Here is a 12,798-nt window from a genome sequence, read left to right as displayed (position 1 = left end):
GCCCGGCGACCGCCGCACCCGTCCCCGCTGGAGGCACCTCAATGACGAGCGACACCGAGACCGTACGGGTCGTCCCCGTCCGGCACTACGGTCGCTGGCTGACCGCGATCCTCGTGGCCGGCGTGGCGGCCCTCTTCCTCCGGGCGCTGCTGGACAGCCCCAACCTCGAACCCGCCACCATCGGCGCGTACCTCTTCAAGGACTACATCCTCGACGGCGTCGTCACGACGCTCTGGCTGACCCTGCTGGCGATGCTGCTCGGCACGGCCGGCGGCGTCCTGCTCGCGGTGATGCGGCTGTCGGCCAATCCCGTGCTGCGCGGTGTCTCCTGGGCCTTCATCTGGGTGTTCCGCGGCACGCCACTGCTGGTGCAGATCATCTTCTTCGGCTTCCTCGGGGCGCTCTTCCCCCGGCTCACGCTGAGCGTGCCGTTCACCGGCACGGTGCTCTTCGACCAGCCGACCAGCGTGGTCGTCACCGGCACCGTCGCCGCCGTGCTGGCCCTGTCGCTCAACGAGATGGCGTACGCCGCCGAGGTCATCCGCGGCGGCATCCTCGCCGTCGACGCCGGCCAGAGCGAGGCCGCCGCCGCCCTCGGCATGAGCCCGGCCCTGACCCTGCGCCGGGTGGTGCTGCCCCAGGCGATGCGGGTCATCATCCCGCCGATGGGCAACGAGACCATCACCATGCTGAAGTCCACCGCGCTGGTCTCGATCATCGCCGGTCGCGACCTGATGACCGCCGTGCAGACCGTCTACCAGGGCAACTACAAGGTGATCCCGCTGCTCGTGGTGGCGGCGATCTGGTACCTCGCACTGGTCAGCCTGCTCTCGGCCGGCCAGTGGTTGATCGAGCGCCGGTTCGGGCGCGGCTTCGCCCGGGGAGGAGTCCGATGACGGCGACCGACGGGACGGTGGCTACGGCGACCCGTCCGATGGTGAAGGCCGAGGGCGTCACCAAGCGGTTCGGCCACGTCGAGGTGCTCAAGGGCATCGACCTCACCGTCGCGCCCGGCGAGGTCGCCTGCCTGCTCGGCCCCTCCGGCTCCGGCAAGTCCACCTTCCTACGCTGCGTCAACCACCTCGAACGCATCGACGGCGGGCAGCTCTGGGTCGACGGCGAGCTGGTCGGCTACCGCCGGCAGGGCGACAAGCTCTACGAGCTGAAGGCCCGCGAGGTCGCCCGCCGCCGACGCGACATCGGCATGGTGTTCCAGCGGTTCAACCTCTTCCCCCACCTGACCGCACTGGGCAACGTCATGGAGGCGCCGCTGCGCGTCCTCGGCGTCCCGCGCGAGAAGGCCCGCGCCGAGGCGCTCGCCCTGCTGGAACGCGTCGGCCTGGCGGAGAAGGCGACCGCCTACCCGGCCCAGCTCTCCGGCGGCCAGCAGCAGCGGGTGGCCATCGCCCGGGCGCTGGCCATGCACCCGAAGCTGATGCTCTTCGACGAGCCGACGTCGGCCCTCGACCCGGAACTCGTCGGCGACGTGCTCGATGTCATGAAGAGCCTCGCCGCCGACGGCATGACCATGGTCGTGGTGACCCACGAGATGGGCTTCGCCCGCGAAGTCGCCGACACCGTCGCGTTCCTCGACGGCGGGGTCGTGGTGGAGGCCGGCCCGCCCGACGAGGTGCTGGGCGACCCGAGGCACGCCCGCACCCGCGCGTTCCTGGACAAGGTCCTGTGAGCGTCCACAACCCGGTGGTGGAGAGCGCCGAGCTGCTCGCCGCGGCCGGCGACCGGCTCGCGTCGTACCACCAGCGGCTCGCCCAACTCGTCGCCGTCGACTCCGGATCCGGTCACGTGGACGGTCTGCGCCAGGTCGCCGACCTGGTGCAGACCTGGTGCCTCGCGGCCGGCCTGGCGGTCGAGCGTGAGCCGGTCACCCACCGGGGCGGCGCGCCCCTCGGCGACGTGCTGGTCGGCCGCCGACGTGGGCGCGGTGACCGGCGGATCCTGCTCGTCGGTCACCTGGACACCGTGTTCCCACCGGGGACCGCCGCCGCCCGCCCGTTCCGCGTGCAGGACGGCCGGGCGTACGGGCCGGGGGTCAGCGACGACAAGGGCGGCGTGCTCGCCGGCCTGGCCGCCGTCGAGGTGCTGGCCCACCTCGGCCTCGACGGGTACGGCGAGCTGCTGCTCGTCTGCACCCCGGACGAGGAGATCGGCTCCCCGGGGAGCCGGCCGCTGCTGCGTACCCTCGGCGCCGAGGCCGACGTGGCGCTCTGCCTGGAGTGCGCCCGTGACAACGGCGACCTGGTCTCCGCCCGCAAGGGCGTCGCCGACCTGGAGGTGACCCTCCGGGGCCGTGCCGCGCACGCCGGCATCGAACCGGAGCGGGGCGCGAACGCCCTGGTCGCCGCCGCGCGGTTGGCCGTCGCGCTGGACGCCCTCAACGGTCGATGGCCCGGGGTGACGATCAACGTCGGGCACCTCGCCTCGGGAGACCGGCCCAACGTGGTCCCCGACCGTGCGCGGATGCTGGTCGACCTACGGGCGTGGCACACCCGCGAGTACGAGGCCGCCCTCGCCGAGATCCGCCGCCTGGTCAGTGAGCCACAAGTCGCCGGCGTACGCGCCGACCTGGCGGTGCACGCGCCCACCCCGCCGTGGGAGCACGGGCCGGCCGGCCACCGGTTGGCCGAGCTGGCCGCCAAGGTGGGTGCCGGGCTGGGTGTACCGGTGTCGCACACCGCCACCGGCGGCTGCGCCGACGCGAACCTGCTGGCCGAGGCCGGCGCGGCGGTGCTCGACGGGCTGGGCCCGGTCGGCGGAGCCGACCACAGCCCGGCCGAGTGGCTGGACCTGGACTCCGTCGTCCCCCGCACCGCGCTGCTCGCCGGGCTGGTCCACGAGGTCAGCCGGGGGTGGACCGTCACCCGTTGACCGGCGGGCGCCGGCATCCCGAGCGCGGCGACGGCCGGCGCCGGCTGGGCGACGCGGCCACCGTCCCCGGAGACGCCGACGGGCCGACCTCCCCGGTGAGGGGAGGCCGGCCCGTGACCGGTCAGGAGGAGTAGCCGCGCTCCGCGATCCAGTTCGCGACCTTCTCCAGGGTCATCCAGTACTCGCCCTGCGGCGCGGCCGGGTCGGCGATGCGGACGAGGTCACCGCCGTCGCGGTAGCCCACCAGGGTCAGGTAGTGGCCGCCCTCGTACGAGTGCGGGGCGCCGTCGGTGTCGACGGCCGTGCCCTTGACGTTCGCCACGACCGGACGCCCGGCGTCCACCGCGTCGAGCATGTCCTTCCGCAGCCGGTCGACCTCCTCCGGCTTGGCCAGCGGGCCCCGGATCTCGGTGGTCCGGTACTTCCCACCGGTCAGCTCGTTGAGCACCCGGGTGGTGTCCAGCGCCGAGTCGGTACCGGCCTCGGTGGTGCCCAGCATCTTCGCGACCTCGTCCTGCGGCAGCGCCTTGCCCTGCGCCGACAGCGCGATCCGGGTCGCGGCCGGGCCGCAGTAGTAGAAGTTGGGCTGGGCCTCGTACTCGATGCCCAGCATGCGCTCGGCCCGCTTGTCCCGGCCCGGCTTGTCGTTCCGGTCACCCTTGTCGGCCCGGACCGACGTGACCGGGTCGGTGCCGGCCGGGGCGGCGTGGGCGCTGGCGGTCGGCCCGACGACGCACCCGCCGGCGACGAGCAGGCAGGCGACGGACAGGCCACTCTTCTTCGCGATGAGACTCATAAGTCGGGCTCCATTCGGGGGGTCTGACGCCTCCGGCGGGCCGGAGACGGCAAGCACCAGGAAAGGCGCTCGGCTCAGCTACGTGAAAGCCCGGGGCGGGACGGCCCGCGGGCACACCGGTTCTGCAACGGGCCGGCCCGGACGCGATTCGCGTCGGGTTCGACCACCGGAGAAGACAACAGCAGGGGAAGGGCGGGGATTCCGGGGTACGGGTGGCGCCGGTCACGCGGTACGCCTGTGCTCGGGGTGCGGCGACGGGGGCCAGGCGGCTCGTGCGCCCCACTGGGCGCGGCCGAATCCGGTCAGCCGGTCACAGGCTTCCCAGCAGGCGCGTCACGGTGATCTCGATGACGACCCGGGCCGGATTGGGGCGCGGGGTGCGGTAGCGCTCGGCGTACCGGCGCTCGGCCTCGGCCACCGCCGCCGGGTCGGATCGCACGACCGCCCGGCCCTCGATGGTGAGCCAGCGCCGGCCGTCCACCTGGCACACCGCCACCGAAGCGCCCTCGGCGCCCGCGGCGGCCACGTGCCGGGCCTTGAGGGACGTCCCGCTGGTGATGACACGGGCCAGACCGGCGGCCGGGTCGAGCGTGACCCCCACCGGTACGACGTGCGGGGTGCCGTCGGCGCGCAGCGTGGTCAACGTGGCGAGGTGCCGCTCCCGGCTGAACTCGACAACCCGCTGATCCCGCAGCTCCACCCGCTTCCCCCTCCTCCCGGCCGGTCCGATCCTCGCACGCCGCCCGTCCGGTCGATCATCGACCCGTGGTGGGCGGTCTGTCATGGCATGCCGGATTCGCCCGGCACCGCCACTCCGGCACCGCAACTTCAGGATCACGGCGAGCGGTGCCGGCCACGGGGCAGCAGCGGCAGCGTGCGCCGGGCGAGGGTGGCCGGGTTGGGCTAGCGTGACTGGTGTGTCGCGGGAGGCCTGGCTGATCCTCGGCGTCGTGGCGGTCGCCACGCTCGTCGGCGCCGTGCTGCTGGCCATCCGGGTGTTCCGCATGCGTCGCATGCTCGGCGACCTCGGCGTGGGAGGCCGGGTCGCCTTCTACGGCGCGCTGATCTACACGATCCTGCCGGTCGACGTGCTGCCCGACCCGATCTACCTGGACGACATGGCCGTGCTGGCCGGCACCCTGCTCTACCTGGGCCGTCTCGTGCGCCAACGGCGGGCCGTCCACCGCGGCGACGCCGGGCTGCCCGGCCAGCCGACCCCACCAGCCGTCACCCGCCGGCCGGGCGGCCGGTAGGCGGGGACGGCCCGGACGGCTGCGCGGCCGGTAGGCCGGGACGGTCGGCAGGCCGGGACGGTCGGCAGGCCGGGACGGTCGGCAGGCCGGGACGGCTGCGCGGCCGGTAGGCCGGGACCGTCAGTAGGCCGGAATGGCCGCGTGGCCTCGGGCCACCGCCGCCGTCGGCGTCACCGCCGGAATCTCCCGGGTCTGCTCCGGCTCGCGCCCGCCGATCAACGCGAGCACCGACGGCTGCTCCTCGGGGCGGCGGCGGGTCGCCGCGTACGCCTCGGTGCGCAGGGCGCGTGCCGCCTCGGCGGCGCGCTCGGCGGCCCGCCACGCCGCCTGCTCCCGCTCCCGGGCCGCACAGTGGCGGGCGGCGAGGTTGTCGCGGGCCGCCCGGCGCAGCACCAGCTCCTGCTCGACCGGGTGCAGCCGGGGATCCCACCCGTCCTGATGGGCGAGGACGGCGGTGAGCTGCTCCACCGACAGTTCACCTCGCTCGTACGCGCCCCGCGCGGCCCGGTGCAGGAACCGCTCCCGCTCGGCGTACTCCGCCGGGGTCCGGACCGTACGCGGCAGAGGCAGCGCCGCGGCCGTGGTCAACCGGTGCACCTCGGCCTCCGCCTCCTGGTACGCCGTCCAGGCCGACTCGACCGCTTCCTGCGCGGTCAGCCACTCGGTACGCAGCCGGCGGGCGGTGGTCGCCGCCCGGTCCGCGGCGACGCCGACCTCCCCGGCGTACCGGCTCAACTCCCGTTCCTCCGCCGCCCGTTCCAACTCGCTCGGCATCGCGGCACGGTGGATCCGGGCGCCGACGCCGAGGCGCAGCCGGCCGGGCCGCAGCAGCAGGGCGGCAACGGTGACGGCGACCACCGCGAGCAGGCTGAGCCAGATCACGGCGGCACGGGGAACGTCGAGGAGAACGGCGGAGAGCACGGTCTGCATCAGGTGACACCTTGCGGTCGGAGGACGAACTCGACTGTGGTGGCCCGGTGACGGGCAGGAGATCGGTGTGCCGGCGGGATCCGGGAACGGTGCGCCCCTCGCGGGGCTTGTTCCCTTCCAACACGCGAAAGGAGGAGCGCGCGTCGCGCGTCAGGGGCGCCGGATCAGGCGGTGGGCGGGCCCCGGCGGGTGGTTCCACCCTCGCCCGGCTCGCCCGCCGGCTCGTGCCGGCCGTCGGTGACCACACCGCGACTCACGGTCAGCTCGCCGAGCGGCCGGACGACGGCTCCGCCGGCCGGCGTGGACCCGTCCCACGTCGCGGGCACGGCGGCCCACGTCGCGACGGTGCTGGTCCGCAGGGTGGGCGAATCGGCCGGCCCGGACGCCGCCACGGGATCGGCGTCGATCACGATGCCCGGTCGGGCCGCCTCGACGACCGCCGGCGGCGGTGCGGCGGTGGCGGTGGCCGGGGCGCCACCGAACCCGGCGCCGAGCGCCAGCGCGACGACCGCCAGCCGTGTCACCTCGCGCAGCGACCGCAGCACGGCGCCCCACAGCGGGCGGGCGGGCGCGACGGACGACACCCGACAAACCTATCGCCGGACGGCGGCCGGCGCAGCCTTCGGCGGGCACCGAAGCGGGTGACCGCGACCACGTGTGCGATGTGGACCAGTGCGGGGCCGGCGTAGGTGTGCCGGCGTCCGCCGAGCACGCGCCTTCCGGTGGGCGTCACCCACGATCAATCCCACGGCACCACGCACCCGACGGTGTTCGAGAGACGCGGAAGGGGCCACCGACCGGGTGGCCCTTTCCCGGGGGTGCCTGTCGAATCAGTTGCCGAGCACCGGCGGCGCGCCCTCCGGGCCGTCCCGCCAGACCATCTCGTCCTCGGTGAGCCAGGTCAGCCGCCCGTCGGACGGCTCGTCGTCGCTGCCACGGCCGGCGCCGAGCAGGCCCGGGCGGGCGCCGGCGGCGGTCGTGCGGCCCGCGTCCGTACGCCCGATGCCGCTGACCGCCCGGTCACCCGGCACCCGGCTGGCGGCCGTGCCCTGGCGGGGGGCGGCGTCCCGGCCGGAGCCCTCACCGCGGCGGCCGTCGACGCTGCGGCCGATTCCGGTCGCGGACCGGCTGTCCGGTGTGGCGGTGCCGCCGGCGGGCCGGGCCGAGGTGGGTGCGGCGCCGCTGGAGCCGGCCAGCGCGCCGGTGCCGACGATTCCGCCGGCCGGGGTGCCGCCCGGAGTGCCGAACGTCAGGCCGGGGCCGGTGCCCGGGGTCGCCGTCGCGCCGCCGCCCCGGCCCAGCGCGGCCAGGCCGGCGACGGCACCACCGGCCAGCGCGCCGCCGAGCAACGGATCGGCGCCGGCGAGCGAGGTGCCGCCGACGGGTGCGGCGCCGAGCGTCCCGGTGCCCGCAGCGCCGCCCCCGGCCGGGTTCGCCGTGCCCCCGGTGCCGGACGTGGGCCCGCCCGACGCCCGGTCTTGCGTCGAGACCGTCGCCCCGCCCGTGCGGGCGGACAGCCCGCTCGCGGTCGGCGCGGCCGTCGGCGTGCCGACCGCCGGGCCGCTGCGCGGCGCCGTGCCGTCACGGTCGACCGAACCCGGCGTGTCCGGTGGTGGCGGCGGTGGGGGCACTAGCCGCCCGTACGCGGAGAGGTCGTAGCCGGCGGCCAGCTCGGAGACCACGTTGACCATCCGCTGGTGCGCCTTCTCCTGCTCGGCCTTGTCCTGCTGGTGGCCGAGCAGCCCGCCGACGACCATGCCGGGCACACCGAAGACCGCACCCTTCGCCGCGCCGGATATCGCCTGGTCGTGGTCGTCGGTCTCGGCCGGGCTCTCGGCCTGCTCCCGGGCGGTACGCAGGTGGTCGGCCATCAGGATCAGCCCGCGGCTCACGTCGGCCATGCCCTCGCCCAGCGACTCCGCGTACGCGGCGACGAAGCCCAGCCGGCGCTGGAACTCCTGGCCCGCCTCGCCCGTCCACGTGTTGGCCAGCTTCTCCAGATCGCCGTTGAGCTCGCGGCGGAGGTCGTCGACGATGCCCTTCAGCGTCGTCCACTGTGCGGCGACGCCCTCGATCTGACCGGGCTGACCGGCCATCACACCGTCGTAGAGGGCCTGGTGGCTCTCGGGCTGGTAGCGCTGGGTGTACTCAGACACGCGGCTCCTCCTTCCGGGTGATCGCCTCGTCGACCCCGGCGAGGGCGGCGGCGATGTCGGCGGAGTTGGCGGAGTTGCGGGCCTCGGCCGTGCGGTAGCGGGCCAGGATCGTGGCGGTCGCGCTCTGCGCCGCCTCGACGGCGGTGCGCAGCCGGGCGACGTGCTGGGAGTAGGCCAGGTGGATGTCGCTGTACCGTCGGGCGTTGTCGGTCGCGTCGGCGAACGTGCCCAGTGCCGGCGGCCGGCACTGCATCTCGGTGTCGAGCTTCCGCACCGCCCGCTCCGCCTCGGCCAGCCGGTTGGCGAGCTTCCGGTGGAAGTCCTCAAGGGACATCAGGTCGACTGTCGTGCGCCCGGTCATGGCAGTATCCCCGTACGTCGTGAGTCGATAACCGTTGGCGACGCTCAGGTTAGTCGACCGGGGCGACGCCGGGCGACCCGCCGACGGCCGGGTCCCGTCATTCGGCGGCCGGCGAGCCGGTCGCGGCCGGCGCTGCGGGCGGGGACGGGTCGGCCGGCGCGTACCGCGTCAGCGCGTCCTCCCGGTCCAGAGTGGGGCCGGTGGGGATGAGCGCCAGCAGCGAGGCCGGTACGACCAGCGGAGTCACTCCCTCGTACCCGAGCGCGGTCTGCGCGCCGGGACCGAGGGGGTGGCGGAGCCCCTGGGGGGTGACCAGGTGCACGGTGGCGCCGGGTGCGGGTGCGCCGCTCTCCCCGGAGCCGGTCGCGGCCTGGACCAGCACGCCCTTGCCGCCGGGAAGCAGCACGGTCTCCGCCGTGCGTACGCCGTCCCGGGAGGACTGCCGGAGCGGCAGCGGGCCCTCCCGGTCGGCGGACAGCTCGGCCGGGGCCCGGTCGAACACCTCGATGGTGGTGGTGGGCGGCCCGCCGTCCGCGCCCGCGCGGTACGTCGCGCAGAGCACCGACCGGCCCGGCGCGACCGGGTGCAGCGCGGGCAGGGTCTGCGGGAGGCCCTCCGCCTCCACGCGCTGATCGGTCAGCAGCCGCCCCGCCTCATCCGGAGTGATGTCGGTCACTGTCCCGCCGGCCCGCAGCAGCAGGAGTGCGCTCACCTCACCGATCGAGGCCAGCCCCTCGCGGGTGAGGACGTAGTGCCGGCCCGCCGCCCGGAAGACCTGACCGATCCGGGCCTCCGAGCCGCCCACCCGGACCCGGCCCGGTTCGTCGTCCCCCGGGATGGACGGCTCGCGCAGGGTCGGGCCGGCGGGCACCGCGTTGAGCAACTGCTGGCCGACGGCGACCGTGGGCGCCCCGGCCATCCGGAGGGCGGCGATCGCCGCGTCACCGCCAACCACCTGCAGCCGGGCGTCGCCGGTGAGCAGATGGCGCTGGCCGTCGACCTGGACCAGCACCGCCCGGTCGCCGAGCGGCGTGCCGCCGGGCAGCGCCCGGTCGATCACCAGGCGGGTGGCCGAGCGGCCGGCGCCGGCCGGGTCCGGCACGTCGCAGACCGACCAGGGCAGTCCGGTGAGGGACTTCCGGTCCGGCAGGGCGTCGGGGGCGCCGACGATGCCGACCGTACGGCCGCGCGGCCGGTCCCGGATCGACGCCTGCGACATCGTGCGGATCTCGGGGTCGGCCTCGCCGAGGATCAGGCGGGCCGAGGCGTAGTTGAGCGTGGGATGCAACTGGCCGTCGAGGAAGACGTACGTCGCGCCGGTCTCCCGCTCGATCACCAGCGTGTTCTGCTCCAGCGGGGCCGTGTTGCCGGTGAGCTGCCCGTACGCGCCGACGCCGCCGAGCACCACCGCCGCGGCGATCACGCTGCCGAAGACCGCCATGCCGAGCCGCCGCATCGGCAGGTTGTTCGTCTCCGGGTCGCCCGACAGCAGCGCCGAGACGATCCGACGGGTGACGAAGCGGTACGCCTGCACCTGGTCGCGGCGGGTCCGCATGGCTAACCTCCGGCGGGGGTGGGTCCGCGACGATCGGGTCCGTGTCGGCGCCGCGGGCTTCCCTACGATAAGGGGCCGTCGGCGGGCCACCGGGACCGCCGCCCGCGCCGGTGACGACGCCGCCGCGGTCCGTCCAGGAAGGACTGCCACCGATGACGCAGGTTCAGGCGCCTCCGGGCCGCCCCCCGCAGACCGGCGCACCGGCCCGGGCGGAGCGGCCGGCCACCGCCCCGTCCGGTCCGGCGCCCCGACGGGGTCGGCTCGGGCCCGTCGCGGTGGGGCAGCTCGTCGTCCTGGAGCTGTGCGCCCTCGCGGTCGCGGCGACGCTGGGCGGGCCGACCTGGCTCGCCCCGATCGTCGCCGTGCTCGCCGCCCTGGTCGTGGTCGCCGTGCTCGCCCGCCGGGGCGGCCGCTGGTGGTACGAGGACCTGCTGCTGCGCCGCCGCCTGCGCCGGCGCGCCGAGCGGGCGCGGAGCAGCGTCAAGGCGGGCACCGCGGTCGACCCCCGCCTGGCCCCGCTGGCGCCCGAGCTGACCGTCGTCGAGTTGACCGACCGGGGTACCCGGCTCGGTGTCGGACAGGACGCCCAGGGCTGGTTCGCCGCCGTGGCGGTGCAGGGCCGGTCCGGGCCCGGACCGGTCGAGGCCGCGGTGGTGGACCGGGCGGTCCGCGTCCTCACCGAGTTCAGCGGTCCGGTGACCCGCGCCCAGGTGGTGTCGCACACCCTGGTCTGGTACCCGGCGCCCGGCGCGCCCCCGGCCGCCCACCGGACGGTCTGGGTGGCGCTGCGGCTGTCGGTGCGCGACGCCCGGGTGGAGTCGGTCAGCCGCGGCGGCGGGATGCCCGGGGTGCACCGCACGCTCTCGGCGGGTGTCGGCCGGCTGGGCAAGGCGCTGACCGCGGCCGGCCTCGCCCACCGCCCGCTCGGCCGGGACGAACTGCGCGCCGCGGTTCTCTCGGCGGCCGGGCTGGACCTGGCGCCCGCCCCGCCCACCGAGACCTGGACCGGGCTGCGCGGCTTCGGCTGGACGCAGCGTTGCCTCACCCTCCGGCCCCGCGCCGAGGCGTCGTACGCCACGCTCGTGGACGCGGTCACCGCGACCTCCGCACCGTCGCACACGCTCGCTGTCGGGGTGCTGCCGGGCGGCCGGCTGGCAGCGCCGCTGCTACGCGTCGCGGCGCTCGACAACCACGTCGAGGCGCTGGTGAAGGTCGTCCGGGACGTCGCCCGCAAGTGCGGTGCGCCGTCCCGCCCGGTGGACGGCCAGCACGCGCCCGGCGTCTACGCCACCGCACCGGTGGCTGCAAGCGTCGACACCCTCGCCCCGACCGCCTGAGCGCGAGCCGGTGCCCCGTCCGCGCGGGCAGCTCCCCGCGGGTCAGGGGCGGAGGTTGACGATCCAGCCGTAGAGGCCGACGACCCAGACGGCCAGCGGTACCAGCGCGATGATGAGCAGGATCTCCACGATGTCGAGCAGCCGACCCCACACCGGGGAGATCCGCTTGCCGGCCACCGTGAGGCCGTAGATCAGGCTCACCACGGCGGCGAGCAGCAGGCCGCCGAGGATGAGACCGAGCCGCAGCGCCACGGATCCGTCCGTGAAGGCGGCCGCGGCCGCCAGGCCGAGCCCGGCGGTCCCCGCGAACAGCACCGGCGTCCGCTGCGCCCGGCCGAGGAACGGCCGCGCCCGCAGCAGGGAGAGCAGGGCCAGGACGAGGCAGAGCAGGACGGCCGGCAGCCGCCCGTCCAGCGCGAGCACCAGCTCGGCGCCCAGGACCAGCAACGAGACCGTCCACACCAGACCGGTGAGGAACTCGTCCGCGCGTTCGCTGAGCTGGAGCACCCGCCGCCCGTCCACGGACTCGCTGTCGGTCTTCAGGTCCTCCGGGCCGGTGGGGATGGACGGGACGGGCAGCCGGGCCAGTCGGTACGCGGCCATGGGCAGCGCCGGGACGGCCCCGAACGCCACGGCGGCCACGACCGCCGCGGCAGCCGCCGGGCCGATGCCGAACGCCAGGCAGAGCAGCGCGCCGACCGCGGTGGCCGCGCCGACCGCGACCGCGCCGAAGAACACCGGCAGCCGGTCCCCCACGGCCAGCGCCGCCACGGCCGCGCCGAGCACGACCGCCGTGGCGGCGAGCAGCACGTGCGGGGCGGCCAGCTCGGTCAGCGTACGGTCGCCGGCCAGCAGCAGCAGGCCGCCGACGGCCGCGTACCCCAGACCGGCCAGGGCGAGCGCCGACCCGGTTGCGCTGTCGGCGGCGGCCCGGGACAGCACCGCGGCGCCGACCAGCAGCGCGACCGCGACGAGCAGCGCGGCGAGTGCGCCGGGGAGCTGCGGTGGGCCGGTGAACAGCGCGGCCAGGGCGCCGCCGCCGAGTGCCACCGCCGCGAAGAGCACCGCGAAGGCGCGCGTGGTGCCGACCTGCCAGGCCCCCGGACGCTGGTTGGTGGCGGTCGCCACCGCGTCGACCACGTCGTCGAAGACGATCTCCGGCGCGGCCGAGGTGCGCGGGTTGAAGTAGAGGACCTCGCCGTCGCGGATGCCGAGCTGCGCGGCCGTCCGTCCCCCGTCCAGCGGCGGCCCGCCGAGCCGCGCCAGGCGCCAGCCGCCGTGCCGGACGCCCTCGTCCGCCAAGTCCTCGCCGGCGTAGCGCAGCAGCGTGGGCAGCAGGTCCGCCAGGGGTACGTCGGACGGCAGCGCCAGGTCCATCCGGGTGCGCGGCGCCACGATGGTGATCCGGCTCAGCCCACCGGTCGCCGTCTTCGTCGCCACAGTGGCCTCCTCGCTCGTCCTCCGGCCGGCCGGGCCCGCGCCGCACGGGTCCGTGACGCCCACGGGAGATTACCTACGATGGCG

At 75.8% G+C, this 12,798-nt stretch carries 13 protein-coding genes; 5 read left to right on the top strand and 8 right to left on the bottom strand.

Annotation, left to right across the window (positions count from 1 at the left end):
- The first annotated feature begins 41 nt into the window (after positions 1–41).
- The 3 genes from GKC29_RS01780 to GKC29_RS01770 are packed head-to-tail and all read left to right on the top strand — an operon-like array spanning position 42 to position 2,886.
- Positions 42–896 (top strand): amino acid ABC transporter permease, encoded by an 855-nt coding sequence (locus GKC29_RS01780; protein ID WP_155329156.1) that lies wholly within the window; start codon positions 42–44, stop codon positions 894–896.
- Complete coding sequence (locus GKC29_RS01775) at positions 893–1,687, top strand: amino acid ABC transporter ATP-binding protein (protein WP_305070150.1); 795 nt, start codon at positions 893–895, stop codon at positions 1,685–1,687. The genes GKC29_RS01780 and GKC29_RS01775 overlap by 4 nt, the downstream gene beginning before the upstream one ends.
- Positions 1,684–2,886, top strand: coding sequence for a M20/M25/M40 family metallo-hydrolase (locus GKC29_RS01770; protein ID WP_155329155.1), 1,203 nt, complete (start codon positions 1,684–1,686; stop codon positions 2,884–2,886). The genes GKC29_RS01775 and GKC29_RS01770 overlap by 4 nt, the downstream gene beginning before the upstream one ends.
- Before the next feature lie 121 nt (positions 2,887–3,007).
- On the opposite strand, the gene GKC29_RS01765 is transcribed toward GKC29_RS01770, so the two are convergent.
- Entirely contained in the window at positions 3,008–3,682 is a 675-nt protein-coding gene (locus tag GKC29_RS01765) for a C39 family peptidase (protein WP_155329154.1), read from the bottom strand.
- Positions 3,683–3,992: 310 nt separating this feature from the next.
- On the bottom strand, positions 3,993–4,382 hold the full coding sequence (locus GKC29_RS01760) for a pyridoxamine 5'-phosphate oxidase family protein (RefSeq protein WP_230688883.1): 390 nt from the start codon (positions 4,380–4,382) through the stop codon (positions 3,993–3,995).
- Between the two features lie 217 nt (positions 4,383–4,599).
- Between GKC29_RS01760 and GKC29_RS01755 the strand changes: the two genes are divergently transcribed.
- On the top strand, positions 4,600–4,935 hold the full coding sequence (locus tag GKC29_RS01755; protein ID WP_155329152.1) for a YkvA family protein: 336 nt from the start codon (positions 4,600–4,602) through the stop codon (positions 4,933–4,935).
- A gap of 120 nt (positions 4,936–5,055) precedes the next feature.
- Here GKC29_RS01755 and GKC29_RS01750 read toward each other — a convergent pair whose 3' ends face one another.
- The 5 genes from GKC29_RS01750 to eccB form a co-directional block, all read right to left on the bottom strand.
- Positions 5,056–5,865 (bottom strand): hypothetical protein, encoded by an 810-nt coding sequence (locus GKC29_RS01750; RefSeq protein ID WP_155329151.1) that lies wholly within the window; start codon positions 5,863–5,865, stop codon positions 5,056–5,058.
- A gap of 164 nt (positions 5,866–6,029) precedes the next feature.
- Positions 6,030–6,449 (bottom strand): hypothetical protein, encoded by a 420-nt coding sequence (locus GKC29_RS01745; RefSeq protein ID WP_155329150.1) that lies wholly within the window; start codon positions 6,447–6,449, stop codon positions 6,030–6,032.
- A gap of 246 nt (positions 6,450–6,695) precedes the next feature.
- The gene (locus GKC29_RS01740; protein ID WP_155329149.1) at positions 6,696–8,021 is read right to left on the bottom strand and encodes a WXG100 family type VII secretion target; all 1,326 of its coding nucleotides are present in this window, start codon (positions 8,019–8,021) and stop codon (positions 6,696–6,698) included.
- Complete coding sequence (locus tag GKC29_RS01735; protein WP_155329148.1) at positions 8,014–8,382, bottom strand: hypothetical protein; 369 nt, start codon at positions 8,380–8,382, stop codon at positions 8,014–8,016. The genes GKC29_RS01740 and GKC29_RS01735 overlap by 8 nt, the downstream gene beginning before the upstream one ends.
- Before the next feature lie 97 nt (positions 8,383–8,479).
- Positions 8,480–9,937: a type VII secretion protein EccB gene (gene eccB, locus GKC29_RS01730; RefSeq protein ID WP_155329147.1), complete on the bottom strand. Its 1,458-nt coding sequence runs from the start codon at positions 9,935–9,937 to the stop codon at positions 8,480–8,482.
- Positions 9,938–10,089: 152 nt separating this feature from the next.
- Between eccB and GKC29_RS01725 the strand changes: the two genes are divergently transcribed.
- Positions 10,090–11,274, top strand: coding sequence for a type VII secretion protein EccE (locus GKC29_RS01725; RefSeq protein WP_155329146.1), 1,185 nt, complete (start codon positions 10,090–10,092; stop codon positions 11,272–11,274).
- A 42-nt stretch (positions 11,275–11,316) separates the two neighbouring features.
- Here GKC29_RS01725 and eccD read toward each other — a convergent pair whose 3' ends face one another.
- Positions 11,317–12,714, bottom strand: coding sequence for a type VII secretion integral membrane protein EccD (gene eccD, locus GKC29_RS01720; protein WP_155329145.1), 1,398 nt, complete (start codon positions 12,712–12,714; stop codon positions 11,317–11,319).
- Between the last annotated feature and the right edge of the window lie 84 nt (positions 12,715–12,798).

The sequence above is a fragment of the Micromonospora sp. WMMC415 genome, assembly GCF_009707425.1.
Taxonomy (GTDB): Bacteria; Actinomycetota; Actinomycetes; order Mycobacteriales; family Micromonosporaceae; genus Micromonospora.
This window is presented reverse-complemented; position numbering and strand designations above follow the sequence as displayed.